Source organism: Streptomyces flavotricini (assembly GCF_020639365.1).
GTDB lineage: Bacteria > Actinomycetota > Actinomycetes > Streptomycetales > Streptomycetaceae > Streptomyces > Streptomyces flavotricini.
Genome location: NZ_JAINUL010000006.1, coordinates 1 through 692, shown reverse-complemented (window position 1 = coordinate 692; position 692 = coordinate 1). Strand labels below are relative to the sequence as shown.

General features: G+C 71.8%; 1 protein-coding gene. It reads right to left on the bottom strand.

Annotation, left to right across the window (positions count from 1 at the left end; translation table 11 throughout):
- Positions 1-638 (bottom strand): helix-turn-helix domain-containing protein (locus K7B10_RS40060; RefSeq protein ID WP_229345896.1); only part of this gene is annotated, 638 nt, incomplete at its 3' end.
- Positions 639-692: the final 54 nt, after the last annotated feature.

The following is a 692-nucleotide window of genomic DNA, read 5'->3' as shown; positions in this document are numbered from 1 at the left end:
TCCCAGAAGCCGGCGGCGGTCTCCTTGCGTTCGTCGGTCAGGACCTCGCTGTAGGCCAGGCGGGAGTGGTCGTCGACCGCGGAATGGACGTAGGAGTAGCCGATCACCGGTGTGCTGCTCTTGCGCTGGCCGGTGGTGGCCTGGCGGTTGCGGTCGCCGGCCGTGCGGCCCACGACGCGCCATCCGCCGCCGTCGGGGATGTTGCCGAGCTTTTTCATGTCCACGTGGACCAGTTCACCGGGCCGGGTCCGCTCGTAGCGGCGGACCGGCTCACCGGTGGGCCGGTCGAGCCAGGCCAGGCGGTTCAGACGGTGCCGGACGAGGATCCGGTGCACCGTGGAGGCGGGCAGGCCCAGGATCGGGCCGATGCGGGCCGGGCCCAGCTTGCGGTCGGTCCGCAGCCGGCACACATGGTCCTCGACCGTGGCCGGGGTGCGGTGCGGCGTCGTGCGGGGCCTGCTGGAGCGGTCCGCAAGGCCCGCGTCGCCCTCGTCCCGCCAGCGGCGGACCCACTTGTGGGCCGTGGGACGCGATATGCCCATCTCCGCGGCCACGTGCGCGACCGGACGCCCCGACAGGACACGTTCGACCAGGATCCGCCTGCCGTGCACGGTCAGCCGGGCATTACGGTGGGACACGAAGACCTCCGTGTGTGGTGTGGAGCCTAGACACCTCCACCACACCGGAGGTCT